Here is a 14,972-nt window from a genome sequence, read left to right as displayed (position 1 = left end):
ACAGTTGGCATTTGAAGCTCTCGCAATTGCGGCTCGTAGCGGTCGAGGGCGGCCAATAGACGATCCTGCCAACCCGGTGCCGGGTCCCATGCGGTCACCTCATGCGTGCCAGTAATGAACAATGCCACCCAGCTCGCGCCTATGGTTCCTGTGCCAATGCATGCGACGCGCATAGTTTACCTCATATCAATGGATCTGGAGAGTGACTTCTCAGGTGGGCTGCGAGAAAACCCGAAGAACCTGAAGCGATGACAACATTAGGCGCCAAGGGCCTCAAGCGTCATCCGGCATATGGTTGTGATGTCGTAGATAGGCAGCCCTGTCATACGACGGATTGCCGGCGTTATCGGCGGGAATCCAGTGCACGTGAACAGTAACGCAGCGATCTCCGGATGTGCGCCGCGGAGCCGGGCGACGCAAGCTGCCACATCATTCTCAATGTCGGCGATATCGGTCGGTTGCGGCGGACGCATGGACGCGTTTTCCAAAATCTTACCGCCTTCAATGCCGCCGATGACGATCCGATCCCGGTCGGCCTGATCACTGAGCCCAAGCAAATCATCTCGAAACACTCGTGAATCAGCTGTGACGACAGCGAGTTTGGCTTTGGGGGGCAGTTGGCGGAGCAGCGTCGGCACTAGGAGCAGACTGGACATTACGACCGGGACGCTTACAGCCGCAGCCACCGCCGCCTGATGCCGGACAGCAGAGCCGCAGTCCGAGGTGATTACGACCGCGCCCCGCTCTACGAGCCTCCGAGCTGCTGTCACAAAAGCCGGCTGGAGCGCAGGTTCGCCCAGCATGACAACATCCGCCCAAGCTCCTTCGACGGTTTCTGATATGACGGGAAAGTCGAAAGTAGCTGAACTAAACAGCGAGCCGGACGGCGGCGCCGGCGGCGTCACGCCGGGTGGCAAGGCAGGTTCCAAACCCAGAATTCCAAGGCAGCTCTCGATTTGCGACGTCATTCTGGCCTCCATCATCGTTCGCTGCATGGGATACCCCAGTGCGGTCATCCGCGCTTTTTGACGCCGAGAATTGACCGTGCTTCGGCAGGCGTGGCGACGCTGGCGCCCATGCGCTCAATGATCCCAACCGCATTGTCTACGAGCTCGGCATTGGATGCCAGCAGCCCTCGTCGGAGATAGATGTTATCTTCCAAACCCACCCGAACGTGCCCACCCATTGGCACCAACTGTCCAACCATCGGCATTTCATCTGCCCCGCAGCCAAATCCGCCCCAGACTGCCCCAAAAGGGAGAATCTCACGCATCGCCTGCACAGCGCTCGGCACAGCGGGAGCGCCATAACCTGTGCCGAGGCAAAATTGGAAAAGGGGCGGGCTGCCAATTATGTTTTCGGAGATGAGTTTCTTAGCGACTTCGATGTGGCCTAAATCGAAGCATTCGAGCTCGGGCTTGACACCAGCCTCGCGCATGAGTGCCGCCATCTGTCGCAGATCGGACATACGCGCAACAAAAATCCGCTCACCAAAAGCCATCGTTCCGCAATCTAGGGTGCTAAGCTCTGGCTGAAGTTTGACGGCATGGGAGCAGCGTCCAATTGCGTCCTTAAGTGTGCTAGTTTTCCTTATTTTTAAAGGATTCAAAGAATCAAGTTCAAGTTCACCATCCATTCCACAGGTTAAGTTGATGATGACGTCCGTCGCCGCGTCCCTAAGCTTCTTAACAACCTGTTCATAGAGCTCAATTCGGTTTGATGGGGCTCCCGTGTCAGGCTCACGGACGTGAATGTGCACAATCGCAGCCCCAGCCTTTGCAGCTTCCAGTGCAGCTTCCGCGATTTGCGATGGCGTTTTGGGGATATTTGGATGCTTCGCAAGAACCGCGCCCCCCCCTCCGGTGACCGCACAGGTGACAATGACTTTCCGGGACATCAGAAATCCTATTTCGGTATCTCTTAATTGTTTAGTCTGGCGCCAACACACTCGATGGTGCTACCGAGTGGTCACACAAGGGAAGGATAGGCATGGCGGCCGATCATTAAATCTGGCGTATTCTTCACGTGCGTCACGTATTGGTCAAATATTGATTGTCGCCGCCGATCATCTGGATGCGAGATGACTGTGCGCGGACGCTGGTCGGAGATCTAAAGCGCGTCGCGTTTGAACGAAATCAGGCGACGTCAGGTTGCCCCCGATGAGCCCTCGTTCATAGCTGGACTCTTCTCCTTGTTGAGCTGCTCCCCGTCTTTGGATCGCCCAGGCTGGAACTTCCGGGCTGATTTGATCCGATACCATTCTTTGGACCGCCGGAAGGTGGAGTTTTCCGGCTGTTTCACGATGGCGGGCTGACGGCGCCATCGGGATTGAGCAACGAGATCGGAACCTTGTGCCCGATTGCGCCATGGGGGCGCACCTCGTTGAACAACTCAGCGACGCAACACCCACGGGACCGGCCCGGAGCGCGAGCTTCTCTACGATGGCATCCTTGGGTGGGTAGCCAAGTCCATATTCACGAAGTGATCGATCGGAATGACGCAGCAGTCTTCTGCTGTAGCGTTTTCGGCCAAGCCTCGGATCGGTGGTTGGAGGTCCCGGCTTGGATGTTCGATCGGATCCTCAGTAAGAGTTGGCGCATCACGACTGCTCCGCACGTCGACCTTGCCGCGCTGGGCACCCTGGCGAAGCTGCTCCTCGACACCGGAGCCCCATCGCAATCGCCGGAGATGGGCGCAGCATTGGGCTCTCACGCGAATCGGGGAGATGTCCATGCCGCGCCAGCCCACGACATACCAGTTCGATCTGTTCTTGAAGCCGAACGACGCCAACACGGGGCAGACGCCGCAATGGCAGGCGCTGCCGGCCGCGACGCGCCGATCAGTGACGAAGCTGACGGTCAGCCTGATCCTCGGGCACGTCGACGGCGAGGGTGCCGTACAACGGGAGTGCGCGGATCATGATGCATGAGAAGATTGGGCCGCAGCATCTGGAGCGTAAAGCGATCCTGTATGTGCGGCAGTCGTCAGCCCATCAGGTCCTGCACAATCGTGAGAGCAGCATGCTTCAGTATGCGATGCGCGATCGCCTGACGGCGCTTGGCTGGTCTCGCGTAGAGACGATCGACGACGATCTCGGCCGTTCTGCCGCCGGCGGCGTCGCGCGTGCCGGCTTCGACCGGATGGTCGCCGAGGCCTGCCTCGGCAAGGTCGGTGCGGTTGCGGCGCGAGAAGTGTCTCGGTTTGCCCGTAACAGCCGCGACTGGCAGCAGCTCATCGAGATGTGCCGCGTCGTCGACACCGTGCTGGTCGACCAGGAGACGGTTTATGCGCCGCGGCAAGGCAACGATCGGCTGCTATTGGGGCTGAAGGGGAGCCTCAACGAGTATGAGCTCGATCTTCTGCGCCAGCGTTCCCTTTCCGCACGCTACGAGAAGGCCCGGCGCGGTGAACTCGTCGTGGCAGCTCCTGTCGGCTTCGCGAAGGTCGGCGATCGTCTTGAGAAGGATCCTGATCGGCGTGTGCAGGAATCCATTACCCTGGTGTTCGACAAGGTTGCTGAGCTCGGCAGCGCCCGTCAGGCCTTGATGTGGTTCCTCGAGCATGGGTTGGATTTGCCCGCCAAACGCAACAACGGCGATGTGGTCTGGCGCAGGCCGAACTATGCGACCATCCACCGCATGATCGACAACCCGATCTACGGCGGCGCCTACGCCTATGGTAAAACTCGTGTCGCGCCGGGATTTGGCCGATCCGCCGTTCGAGCAGGTATCCGACGCAGGACGCGCGAGGAATGGCTGGCGCTGATCCCACACAGCCATGAAGGCTATGTCAGTTGGGAAAGGGCAGAGGCGATCCGCAAGATGGTGAGCGACAACGGGGCGCCCAAGCATGGCGACGCTCTGCTTGCCGCGCTTGTCCGCTGCCGGCGCTGCGGCCGCAAGCCCACGCTGCGGTACACGGGCACCAAGCACAACATTCCGCGCTATTCCTGCTGGCGGGGTCTGCTCGACAATGGTGAGCCGCAATGCATCGCCTTTGGGGGACTGCGCGTCGATGATGCGATTGAGGAAGCGCTCCTGCGTGTCGTGGAGCCGGGAGCGATTGCTGCCGCTGCCGGAGCTGAGGCGCAAGCTGCCGATCGTCGTGACCAGGTCCGGGACGCCCTCAGTCGGGATCTTGAGCTGCCCGCTACGCCGCCGACCGGGCCTTCCGGCAATATGACGCGGCCGATCCCGAGAACCGGCTGGTCGCGGCGGAACTGGAAGCGCGTTGGAACCAGGCACTCATCCGTGTCGGTGAGATCGAGAGCAAGATCACCGCGCATGATGCCGCGACGGCCCGATATAGTCGGCATCGCGACGATCAGCCAGCGGCCGGTGACACTCATATCGGAGCCGCCAGCAGCTTGGGCAAGCGGACCAAATTGTAGGCCGCCAAGTTCAAGGTGAAGGCCGCGCCCACACGGGCGCATCCCATGCCGGCCGAGGCTTTGATCCAGCCGAACACCTCCTCGATCCGCTTGCGGCAGCGCTGGCTGGCATCATAGCCCGGATGGCGCTTCGTGCGGTCATCGATCGCCGTCACTTGAGGCTTGCCGGTTTTGCTCAGATGGCCGACGGCGATATGCGGCGTGACCTTGCGCTCGCGCAGGCCCTTGATGAACTGGCGCACGTCATAGGCGCCTTGTCGGCGCCCAGTGTGATGCGCCGCCGCAACGGTCTGCGATACAACATGGCGAGAGCGGCATCACGCTCGCCTGTGCCCCTGGCCTGGGTAATGCCACCATCGACCGCAAGCCCATGACGGTTCTCCATCAGCGCATGCCCCATATAACAGAGCCTCGCCGGCTGCCCGTCGCCCTTCTTGTAGAGCCGCGCCTGCGGGTCGCTCGTGCTCTGGTGTGTGTCGTTGGAGCGCTTCTCCTTATGAAAGCCGCGCTCAGCGTTGCGCCCCGCTCCATCCGGGCCGTTGTCGTCCCCGTCCTTGCGGCGGAAGCTCTTGATCGAAGCCCAGGCCTCGATCAGCGTCCCGTCCACCGAGAAGTGATCCGACGACAAAAGCCGCCGCGCCAGCACTTCTTCAACAGCCTGCTAAAGCGCTGACCACGTCTCGGCCCGACAGCTGAACCGGGGATCGAGCACAGGCACGTAGCGGAGAACGTATCGACGACCGTCAGCACGCGGATCTTCTTGCCCGTAGCGAGCTGATCGTGGACGAAGTCCATCGCCAGACCTCGTTCGGGCCCCTCTTGGCGGCCGTCCCGGAGCTTCGCGCTTCGGTGTTTTGTTCCTGAGCTGCAAGCCCAGATCCTTGTAAATGCGGTAGGTCGGCTTCATGTTGATGTCCCACCCTTCCCGCATGAGCTCACGTGGACACGTCGGTAGCCATAGCGAACGCGTGTCGCGCAAATGTCCTTGAGCCGAGCCTCGATGCCGGTCTGATCGCGGCGGCGGGACTTGTAGTGATAGGTCGACGTGTCGAACTTCAGAACCGGCAGGCCCGCCGGATCGTCTGGCGCCGGCCGAGCAAGACTTATCGGCCGCGATTGGCTGGCTGATTTCCTCGTTTCTAATTGATTTATGTAGATTTTTGCTTTCGTCACGGAGGTCTTTCCGGTATGCAATTTGGGTGTAGGAACAAGCTCCCTCAACCGCTGATTCCTAATTCCCTCGCCCGGATCGCCTTTCTGAAGGCGACCGTTTCGGCCCGTGACGCCACCATCGGTATTGATAGTCAATGGTCTTTTGCTTCGAACTTGTAATGACGGGCGCCTTAAGTGCCCGACGCACTCGATCAGAGGCGAATCTTCGATATCGCGTCGTTTGATGACCCATGGTGGCCTTTGCAATATGCTTGGCAGGAATGATTCCGGCGGCATTATAGGCACTGCGGAAGCGTGAATCGACGCCGAGCCCGGCAAGTTGCGTCTTGGCGGCGCCATGGCGCTCTTCGTCATCAATAGATCCAACCCTTTATCTTTTGAGCCCTTAGCGTTCGCAAAACGGCCTATCCAGCGTAGTCCAGAGCCTGTTATCAGCGATCGATCTGTAGATGCACGTCGGCTGGCCCCTCCGACCTTACAGCCGGCAGTGGTTAAAATTCTCGTGAGGTTGCCGGACGAGGTCTCATCTCCAACGAGCCCTCCTATAGGTTGCCCGGTTCCAAGGCTCCCTCGCAAGTATTCTCGGCTGATTTTTCATCGATGTGCAGCACTGAGGCTCAGGGTTTGAGCGGCCTCGCAAGGATCGCTATCATTTGATTGACGTCGACATGGATTCCAGACTTTACAGCGCAGACGACAGACGTAGTGGGAGCGCGAATATCGATCGCATCAGCCGACAGTGACTCCACGGGATAAACGACCCCTAAGAGATCTCCTTGCTTCACTTCATCCAGCACGGAGCAGCGAGGTTCGAAGATGCCGCGGGCCGGCGATTTCAGCTCGTCAGACAAGAGCGTTTCAAGTGTCCTGCTGGCTTTCCGTTGACGGAAAGTCGGACACTCGGCCTTTCCCTCTACGAGTCCGAGCGCGATTAGGGCGTTGCGTAGCCCGCTTTCATAGATCCCCAGCGCTTCGGAGCTGACCGTGCCGCCGCCGAATTCAGTACAAATGAATACCTTGCCTTTGCTATGCGCCCAAGTGTCGAACATTCCATTTGTGTCGGGGTGTTCCCAGAGCAATGTCACGGGTAATTTGAATGCCTCTGCCAATTGAAGCGTCTTGGCCATGAGATCCACATCACCAATGGGATGCGTGACGACTGCTGGTGGAAAATCCCATGTCGGCCCGAAACTGTGCAAATCGAATACCGTGTCGGCCATTGGCAACAACAGGCGCGAAACCGCATCGGCAATGCGTTCAGTTATCGATCCGACGGCGCGGCCGGGAAACACTCGATTAAGATTCAAGCCATCGATTGGCGAGTTTTGGCTCCATGCCTGCACCGCCGGCAGATTAAGCATCGGTACGATGATGACGCTTCCACAGGTTTGCGCTTTGGGCAGCCAGTCAACAAGCCGTCGTGCCAGGATTGGCCCTTGCAATTCGTTGCCGTGATTTCCGCCAGTGACAAGGAGGCGCGGTCCCTCCCCTTTATTGAGGCAGAAGACCGGAAGCGAAATAGCTTCGCAGTCGTTGCCTTTGGGGACAACAAGATGTCCCGTGGACATGCCAGGCGCGTCGAGATCAAACGTCAGGTATGGTGTTTCGCTCATTGTCAGCCGACCTTATGCACCCAAATAGCGAACGCTAGGGGTTCACTCTCGCTGCGTCAAATACAGTTTTTATATTGTAGGGATCTAACCGCACGATGGACTTACTCTTTCGCCCGAATCGTCCAGGCAACGCTTTGCGAAGACAGGTTAGTCTGAGCAAACGGCCGCAAGCGATAGCCGGCATAGGTTCGTAATGTCATAGGTGGGTAGCCCCGTATGGCGGCGGAGTGCGTTCGTGACATAAGGGAACCCCGTGCATTCCATCAGCAGCATTGCGATTTCAGGATGCTCAGCACGAAGATGCGTGACGCAGGCGGTAACTTCCTTCTCAATCTGATCGACTTCGGTTCGGATTGCAGGACGCATCAAAGCGTTGCGGAGAAATTCGCCGCCTTCGACGCCGCCGATGACCACCCTCGCCCGATCTCTCGGATTATCGAGCCTAAGCAGGTCTTCCCCGAAATGTCTTGAATCAGCGGTCACCACGGCAAGCTTGTGAGGATGCGCCAGCTGTCGCAGCAAGGTTGGAACCAAGAGCAGGCTAGACATCACAACGGGAACATTGACGGCAGCGGCGACCGCCTCTTGATGTCGGATGAAAAAACCACAGTCAGAGGAAATCACGGCTGCCCCTCGTTCGACCAAGCGTGTGGCGGCTGCCACGCACGCGCCTTCGAGCGACGGGTAACCACGAATGACCATATCCGGCCATGCTCCCTCCACGAGCTCCGTCACGATTGGGTGATCAAAGGTCGTTGGGCTCAGTAAGCCGCCGGGCCGCGGATCTAGCGAAGAACTCTCGGCTTGCACGCCTTCATCAAGCTCAAGAATTCCAAGTGCACGTCGGTTTTGAAACATCATGGTTGAAGCACCAAAGAATGAACTCAAGGGTTCGCTTCCAAGCTGGCGAAGTTCCTTACGTTCTGTTGTACTTTGAGCGGCATTGTGGCCGTTCCGTTAAACTTCTTCTTCTCGCTTCGCGGGTACCCCGCGGCTCTTCAGTCGTTCTCCAATCGCTACCTCTGATATTGATCCTTTCGGCTTGATCAAAGAATTTCTGTCGGCTACCAGCTTGCCACTCTCCGTTGGCCCAGATCATGGCTTTGCGGATTCGCTAGCCACTTAACAGAGCAACCGGACGTGCTGACCGAGGCAAGCCTGATGCACCGGGCGCGGCGAGTTCGACTGGAGGCGCCTCCGTGGGTGGAAGGGGCCAAGCGAGGCAAATCCGCCAAGCGCCGCGCGTTTCGGCTTTCCGCGGACGCATCGACGTGCCGCCGGTTCTGCCGACGACGCGACGGGGCCACATTCTTATCCCGTTGACTTCAGAGCGGCGCTCGGTCGGAACGAGCGAAGAGGCGCGAAAGGAACTGGATCCATGGAGAGCACTCTGTTGTCCATCATTTCAGCGAGCAGCTTTCCAGAAGTTGGCCCAAGGGTGAGACCGTAGTGACCGTGGCCAAAATTAAACCATAGGCCCTTGTGGTTAGGAGCTGCACCGATCATCGGTAATTGATCAGGAAAAGTGGGCCGACGTCCAAGCCAGGGCGTAGAGTCTAAGGATTCACCGATCGGGAATAGCTCTCTTGCAGGACCAATGGCTCCTTGCACAAGCATATCCCTTGCCGGCGCGTCAAAGTGATCCAGCTCCACACCAACACACAGTCTGATGCCTTGGTTCATAGGTGAAAGCACAAAGCCATACTCATCGTCCTTTACCGGACGAGTCAAGTGCGCGCCGTCTTTTGGTCGAAAATGAAGATGATATCCTCGTTTGGAGCCGAGTGGCAAGTTATAGCCGAGTGGCTCCAGGAGTCCCTTTGACCATGGACCTGCCGATATGACGACATTGCGTGACTGAATTGTGTCATTCAATGACTCTACATCCCAGGCACCGCTTTTGTGCCGCCCGAGATTGGTGACGGACATCTGCCGGAACTCACCGCCGAAACGCACAAGCGCTTCCGCATAGGCTTTGGCAAGTTGGTCGGGAGCCGGCGTATGATATGTGCCGGGCCAATACAGGCCTCCTGCCGCACCTGGTTTCACAAAGGGTTCCAGTTCGGCTATCTCCTCCGTCGAGATAATTCTGAACGGATAATCACAAGCAAGCGCTAAACGCTTATCGCGTGAGATTGTACTGAGCTTTGTTTTGTCCCGAATGATTGAAAGGTATCCCACATCGTGCAGCAAGTGAGACGCACGTGATAGACTCGCGAGGCACAAGTGCTCAGCAATCGCGGTCGAGAAGAGTGGTTGAGACTGTAAGGCAATACGCCACAAATTCGAGTCCGATGACGCCCGCCAAAATGCCCACAGCCAGGGTAGATTGCTTGGAAGGGCAAATAGATTCTGACGGAAATACGGTACTCGGTTCAGAAGAAGCTGCGCTAGTTGCAGAGGTTCCCTGGGGATTGTTATTTGAATATTCAAGCCAGAAATAACGCCTGCATTGCCATAAGAAGTTTCCGATCCAGGTTCCCGCCGATCAACCAAAATGACCTTACGGCCAAGCCTCTGGAGTTGGAGCGCGGTCGCCGCCCCGACCATTCCTGCTCCAACGACTACAATGTCAGCTACGTCGCTCATTGAGAGGTCCTATAGAAGCATCCATTTCGGCTGGAAGCTGTTTGAGCCGCTTGGGCGGATTGAGGCCAGGGTGGCGAGCAGTATGAGCACGAACACAGGCAATGACCGGATCGATGGGGTGGTCTCTATGTCAAGATCGGCTCACCGAAATGCCGGAATGACTATCGAAAATCGCTACGCGAGCACGTGGCAATCCAGGTATGGCCGCTGGTACAGTTTTTCCCAAGAGTCGTGCCGGCACAGACACCGCTACCAGCCGCGCGGGCGCTCCCCACTTTAGTTCTACCGAACGCCACTGATGCGACGCCGCCCCGCTTTTGCAAGCCGACTGCATGCTACCCCTCCGTTGAACAGCCAACTTTTGACCGGGGGCGACGTCGCCGATGCATAGCTGAATTATTCGATTATGATTAATTTGCGGGGGCTGTTCGACAGAACTTCCGGCTTTCCGTCGGTTATCATGAGGCTTTCAGTAATCTCGATACCCCAGTCGCCGTACCAGAGGCCAGACATGAAATGAAAGCACATTCCTGGCTTAAGTTCCGTGTGATCGCCCTTACGGAAGCTTGCCGACGCCTCGCCCCAGCCAGGGGGGTAGGCCATTCCGATTGAGTAGCCGGTTCGCCCTTCCTTCTTTAGGCCGTGTCGCGCAAGTTCTTTGAAGAATGCTAACGCCACATCTTCGCAGGTCTTGCCGGGAAGAAGCTGCTCAAACCCAGCTCCCATTCCTTCAAGGATCGCCTTCTCGGCATCGAGAATCTTCCGGGGCGGCTTTCCCAGATAAAACGTTCGAGACAGCGGGACATGATAACGCTTGTAAACGCCAGCCAATTCGAAAAAGATGCTCTCGTGTGGCTTTATAGGACGATCAGTCCAGGTCAGATGAGGAGCCGCTGCATTCGCCCCAGCGCCAATGAGCGGAAAGGCGGCGGGATAGTCACCCCAAAATCCATCGACACCGCGGATACCGGCATCGCAAATTTCAGCGACGAGATCGTTCTGTCTTAGCCCCGGACGAAGAACTTCTTCGATGCGCTCGTATATCGCAGTGATGATTTTGCCGGCACCGCGCATGTATTCCATCTCGCGGGCAGACTTCACAATCCGCTGCCATTTCACCAGCCGCGTGGTGTTTTTGAACTTTGCGTTCGGAAGGCTCGTCTCAAGGGCGTCAAAAGCCGCATGGGTGAAGTACGGCACGTCCATTTCAATGCCGATCGTCGACGAGCCCCATCCGCTACTGGTGATCAACTGCCCAAGCACGGTCATTGGATGGAAGTCGTCAGATTGAACGTAGTAGTCTTCATAGAACTTGATGCACTCTTCGCCGAGATAGGTCGTCTTTCTTGCACCGTTCGCATCCATCTTGCGACCGAACCAGATCGGCGGCCCATCAAGTCGAACAATCGCGCATTGGTGCACGTAGAACGACCAGCCATCATAACCCGTCAGCCAACCGATGTTTGCAGGATCGGTGACGATGAGCAAGTCGACCCCTGCTCGCTCCATTGCCTTTTGGGTTTTGGCGAGGCGCTCTTGATATTCTGAGACCTCAAATCGCAATTCAGCTGTAGTCATTTGGTACTCCCGTTGTGCGATGAGCAACTGATACGCCGTAGTCTGTCTAGGCCTTGCTACGACGCCCTCATCCCTTGATAACTCAAAGTGTTCCGTTTCAAGAGTTTCATTACGACAGACAATTTTAGCCCACCCGCGACGCCTAAATGATCCAGTTAGACGCAATTAGGAACTGAGGGATGATATCAAGGCACACAGCGGCATGGCCAATATAAATCAACGGGGTATCCCATCGCATTTTGAGATCATCATTTGCGATCAGCGAAAGCTGAACCTATTGCCGAGACCAACGGGCTTGCAGCTCGGCAATCAAAGTGAGAGTGCCTTCTCCCGGATTGTCGCGCTACTCGGGCGCTCTGAATGCATCGCACCATAGCGGCACCACAGCGCCTTCAGGCCATTCTGACGCCAAGCCTCGACAGCCGTGCGCAACGCTGCGACGGTTCGTGCGATCGGAGTGGCTTATGCTCCCATTGACCGTCCTTGGCGCATCGCGAATAGATGCTCGGGCGCTGGAGAGCGGCGGTCGCTTCTTCCTGCGCATAGGCGGCGATCGCTGCCTCGGCGATCTCACCGGGTTCGGCATAGCCAACATGTTGTCGACGACTAGGATCACAAGCCGCCTTAGGGACGAATGGGCAGGTTCTTGATGCGTTTTTTGACAGATAATTTCGAAATGCTGGGGCGACTTGGCAACGCCCCGATCTAGTTTTGCTGCCCCGGCTGCTGTTGCAGCATGCCCCGGGCGATGACGTGGGCTTGGATTTCGGCAGCGCCTTCAAAGATGTTCAGGATGCGGGCGTCGCAAAGGACACGCGAGATCTCATACTCAAGGGCGTAGCCATTACCGCCGTGGATTTGGAGCGCGGTGTCGGCGTTCGACCAAGCAACGCGTGCGGCGAGCAGCTTTGCCATACCGGCCTCGATGTCGCAGCGCGTGCCCAAGTCCTTTTGGCGGGCGGCTAAATAGGTCATCTCGCGGGCCATCACGGTTTCGGTGAGCATCATGGCAAGTTTGTCGTGGACCCGTGGGAAGGCGACGATCGATCGGCCGAACTGCCTGCGCTCCAGCGCATAGCCCAAACCCAGCTCAAACGCGCGACGCGCAACGCCGACCGCGCGGGCTGCAGTCTGGATGCGCGCGCCCTCGAACGTTCGCATCAATTGGCGAAAGCCCTGACCCTCGGCCCCACCGAGCAGTCCGCCGGGCGGGACGGCGAAGCCGTCAAAAGCGATGTCATATTCGCGCATCCCCCGATAACCGAGGACTTCGATTTCGCCACCACTCATGCCGAAAGACGGAAAAGGCTCGTCCCGGGTGCCGCGTGGCTTTTCGACAACCAGCATGGAAAGTCCATCATGACTGGTCGAGGCGGGATTGGTGCGGGCCAGCACCGTCATCAAATCGCTACGCGAAGCGTGCGTGATCCATGTCTTGTTGCCTTGGATGAGCCAGCCGCCTTCGGGTGTCTTGACCGCCCGGGTCTTCAGGCTCGCAAGATCAGACCCGGTGTCCGGCTCGGTGAAAACCGCGGTCGGCAAGATTTCTCCAGAGGCGATGCGGGAAAGCCAGCGCTGCTTTTGCTCGAGCGTGCCGGCGGCTGCTATAAGCTCGCCAGCGATCTCCGAGCGCGTGCCGAGCGAGCCGGTCGCAATCCAGGCCCGGCTCAGCTCTTCGGTCACGACACACATTGCGAGCTTGCCAAGGCCCAGTCCGCCGAACGCGGGATCGATGCAGATGCCGAACACGCCCAGCTGCGCCATCTCTGTGACGATCTCGTCCGGAACCAGCTCGTCTCTCAGGTGCCAACCATGGGCATTCGGCAAGATGCGCTCGTCGGCGAAGCGCCGAATCTCGAGCCGGATCAAGTCGAGGTCGTCATCGCCCAGCTTTTCACTCACCGCGTCTCCTTGGGCGGCCAGCGAGACAAGTTCCTCGCGGTGCGCGGGAGAATTGCCATGAGCCATGAAGGACGCGACCGAGGGCTCGCGCAGGAGCGCGAGGGCCTCGGCGGTAGCGCTAAGTTCCGCCGGGCGGAGAATCTCATTTTGACTCATCGGGAGCCCGCCTACGAGCTGGCCAAGATACTCGCCGAACCCGATAGCGATCACGAGTTCGTCGCCACGCCGCAAAGTCCCTTCGCGCAGATGGCGCGCGCCCCAGGCCGCAACCGCATTGAGCGTAGCCACCGACGTTGCCAGCCAGGCGAAGCCGTGGGCCACGCGCTGAGACCGGTCAAGCAAGCGCGAATCCACCTTTCCTTGGGGAGCAACCAAGGTTTGAACCTTTTCGCGGACGGCAGCGACGTAGCGTTCAGCTGCGGTCACGGCACTGTTCGCCAACGCGACAAGGGTGGCGCCTGAAGCGAACTCGAGAGGATTGGCCGTCACGCATGTGCTCCTGGACTCTGGACGACGCCGCTATCATGCAAGGCGGCAATCTCGTGGCTGGGTAGGGCGAGAACGCCGGCCAGCACTTCTTCCGTGTGTTCTCCGAGCTTCGGGGCCCGTACCGGCGTCTGGCGCTGAAGTCCCCGGAAGGTCGCGGGATAGCCTGGCGTTGGATAGGTGTGTCCGCTGACATGGTCCACGTCTGTGAAGAGTTCGCCTTCCGGCTGGAAGGGTTTCTCCTTGGCGACCGCTTCCGACAATGTGCGATACGGCCCCCAGCATGCGCCGGCTTCATCAAGGCGCGCTGTTAGGTGAGCGGCCGGGCTCGTTGAAACGGCATATTCGACCAACGCGCCTAGGCGACCACGGTGCTCATAGCGCAGCCCCTCGTCCTGTGCGAACGAGACACCCAGCTCAGCCTCGAGCGTAGCGACCCCGGCCTCAATGCCGAGGGCCTGCACCAGCCCACTCCATTGGCGGCTGGTAATCGCCACGATCATCAGCCGCTGGCCGTCTGCTGTGAGAAAATCGCGGCCGAAGGCTCCGAAGAGGTCATTGCCTATCTTCGGGCGGTCCCGTCCGTTTACAACCACCTCGGCCACCTGGCCTAGCGTGCCGAGCGTGGCGGCGGCGATGTCGCTTAGCGGGACGCGGATCTCCTGACCCAGTCCGGTGGCACGACGGCTGATAAGCGCGGCAAGGACGCTGGTCGCCGCAGTCGACCCGGCCAAAAGGTCCCAGGCCGGCAGAACGTGATTGACAGGATCGTTGGGCTTCTCGGCGGGGCCGGTCATCATCGGGACGCCCATAGCGCAATTGACGGTGTAGTCGACAGCATTGCCGCCGTCGGCATGGCCCATGATACGCGCCGTAATCACGTCCGGCCGGCGCGCTGCCATCCGATCATGCGACAGGAATCCGGCCACAGGATAGTTGGTGACGAAGATGCCGCCGCCTTCGCCTGGGGCAGTCACCAGAGCCGCAGCAAGCTCACGTCCGCGAGGGTCCGCGAGATTGATGGCAATGGACTTCTTGGACTTGTTGAGACTTTCCCAATAGAAGCTGCCGCCGCCGGGAGAGCGTGGCCAACGATGAAAATCAGGACCGCCGCCGATTGCATCGAAGCGAATGACCTCAGCGCCCAGCTGGGCAAGCGAGAGCGCGCAGAAGGGAGCGGCAATGAAGGATGCCCCCTCGATCACCCGCACACCATGAAGAAGTCCATACATCGCTTAACC

Annotated in this window: 11 protein-coding genes and 2 pseudogenes; 2 read left to right on the top strand and 11 right to left on the bottom strand. The window is 58.7% G+C overall.

Translation table 11 applies throughout. The features are described 5' to 3' along the window. The 3 genes from LB547_RS31945 to LB547_RS31935 form a co-directional block, all read right to left on the bottom strand. Positions 1-173: 3-hydroxyacyl-CoA dehydrogenase NAD-binding domain-containing protein (locus LB547_RS31945; RefSeq protein WP_246676731.1), on the bottom strand; the 173-nt coding region annotated here is incomplete at its 3' end. Positions 174-257: 84 nt separating this feature from the next. Continuing rightward, positions 258-968 (bottom strand): hypothetical protein, encoded by a 711-nt coding sequence (locus LB547_RS31940; protein WP_181170840.1) that lies wholly within the window; start codon positions 966-968, stop codon positions 258-260. Between the two features lie 44 nt (positions 969-1,012). Further along, positions 1,013-1,897 carry a 3-keto-5-aminohexanoate cleavage protein gene (locus tag LB547_RS31935; RefSeq protein ID WP_064994923.1) on the bottom strand — a complete coding sequence of 295 codons (885 nt, stop codon included), beginning with the start codon at positions 1,895-1,897 and terminating at the stop codon, positions 1,013-1,015. 834 nt (positions 1,898-2,731) lie between these two features. Between LB547_RS31935 and LB547_RS31930 the strand changes: the two genes are divergently transcribed. Next, positions 2,732-2,929 carry a hypothetical protein gene (locus tag LB547_RS31930; protein ID WP_064994942.1) on the top strand — a complete coding sequence of 66 codons (198 nt, stop codon included), beginning with the start codon at positions 2,732-2,734 and terminating at the stop codon, positions 2,927-2,929. Then, on the top strand, positions 2,919-4,409 hold the full coding sequence (locus LB547_RS31925) for a recombinase family protein (RefSeq protein ID WP_224656313.1): 1,491 nt from the start codon (positions 2,919-2,921) through the stop codon (positions 4,407-4,409). The genes LB547_RS31930 and LB547_RS31925 overlap by 11 nt, the downstream gene beginning before the upstream one ends. On the opposite strand, the pseudogene LB547_RS31920 reads toward LB547_RS31925, so the two are convergent. The 8 genes and pseudogenes from LB547_RS31920 to LB547_RS31885 form a co-directional block, all read right to left on the bottom strand. After that, positions 4,345-5,027, bottom strand: a pseudogene (locus tag LB547_RS31920) (transposase); the annotation flags it as partial. The gene LB547_RS31925 and the pseudogene LB547_RS31920 overlap by 65 nt on opposite strands. Before the next feature lie 42 nt (positions 5,028-5,069). Further along, positions 5,070-5,472: pseudogene (locus LB547_RS31915) on the bottom strand (IS3 family transposase); the annotation flags it as partial. 708 nt (positions 5,473-6,180) lie between these two features. After that, positions 6,181-7,176, bottom strand: a complete 996-nt coding sequence (locus LB547_RS31910; RefSeq protein WP_064994928.1) for a succinylglutamate desuccinylase/aspartoacylase family protein — start codon at positions 7,174-7,176, stop codon at positions 6,181-6,183. Between the two features lie 147 nt (positions 7,177-7,323). Beyond that, positions 7,324-8,037 carry a hypothetical protein gene (locus LB547_RS31905; RefSeq protein WP_064994929.1) on the bottom strand — a complete coding sequence of 238 codons (714 nt, stop codon included), beginning with the start codon at positions 8,035-8,037 and terminating at the stop codon, positions 7,324-7,326. Between the two features lie 450 nt (positions 8,038-8,487). Further along, positions 8,488-9,765 (bottom strand): NAD(P)/FAD-dependent oxidoreductase, encoded by a 1,278-nt coding sequence (locus LB547_RS31900; protein WP_084016100.1) that lies wholly within the window; start codon positions 9,763-9,765, stop codon positions 8,488-8,490. A 396-nt stretch (positions 9,766-10,161) separates the two neighbouring features. Then, the gene (locus LB547_RS31895) at positions 10,162-11,343 is read right to left on the bottom strand and encodes a M24 family metallopeptidase (protein ID WP_064994943.1); all 1,182 of its coding nucleotides are present in this window, start codon (positions 11,341-11,343) and stop codon (positions 10,162-10,164) included. A 705-nt stretch (positions 11,344-12,048) separates the two neighbouring features. Then, positions 12,049-13,734: an acyl-CoA dehydrogenase family protein gene (locus LB547_RS31890; RefSeq protein WP_084016102.1), complete on the bottom strand. Its 1,686-nt coding sequence runs from the start codon at positions 13,732-13,734 to the stop codon at positions 12,049-12,051. Then, the gene (locus tag LB547_RS31885; RefSeq protein WP_064994930.1) at positions 13,731-14,963 is read right to left on the bottom strand and encodes a CoA transferase; all 1,233 of its coding nucleotides are present in this window, start codon (positions 14,961-14,963) and stop codon (positions 13,731-13,733) included. Before LB547_RS31885 ends, LB547_RS31890 begins: the two co-directional genes overlap by 4 nt. Positions 14,964-14,972: the final 9 nt, after the last annotated feature.

It is taken from the genome of Mesorhizobium sp. B264B1B, from assembly GCF_020165765.1.
Taxonomy (GTDB): domain Bacteria; phylum Pseudomonadota; class Alphaproteobacteria; order Rhizobiales; family Rhizobiaceae; genus Mesorhizobium.
The sequence above is the reverse complement of the archived record's forward strand: the minus strand, read 5'-3'. Positions and strand labels throughout refer to the sequence as shown.